Here is a 434-nt window from a genome sequence, read left to right as displayed (position 1 = left end):
GAGCGTCTGGCCTTCATGCTGGAGGACAGCGGCGCCGAGGCACTGGTGACGCAGTCCCCGCTGCTGGAGCGCTTCCCCGAGGCGCACCGTGCCCGCGCGCTCTGCCTCGACACCGAGAAGGACGCGCTGTCACGCGAGAGCGCCGAAGCGCCCGTGACGGGCGTGGCCGCGCATCACCTGGCCTACCTGCTCTACACGTCCGGCAGCACCGGCCTGCCCAAGGGCACCGCCGTCGAACACCGGAGCGTCGCCAACCTGGTGACGCACGAGGCGGTGGCCTACGGCATCGGGCCCGGAAGCCGCGTGCTCCAGTTCGCCAACCTGGCCTTCGACCTGTCGGTGGAAGAGGTGTTCACCACGCTGACCTCCGGGGCCACGCTGGTGCTCGCGCCGCTGGAGAAGCTCATGCCGGGAGCGCCCCTGCACCAACTGCT

The 434-nt window shown here is 71.0% G+C and carries 1 protein-coding gene; it reads left to right on the top strand.

Going from position 1 to position 434, the window contains the following annotated elements; translation table 11 throughout:
* A partial coding sequence (locus tag G4D86_RS51900) for an AMP-binding protein (RefSeq protein ID WP_164003114.1) occupies positions 1–434 on the top strand: 434 nt, incomplete at both ends.

The sequence above is a fragment of the Pyxidicoccus caerfyrddinensis genome (assembly GCF_010894405.1).
In the GTDB taxonomy this organism is placed as follows: domain Bacteria; phylum Myxococcota; class Myxococcia; order Myxococcales; family Myxococcaceae; genus Myxococcus; species Myxococcus caerfyrddinensis.
This window is presented reverse-complemented; position numbering and strand designations above follow the sequence as displayed.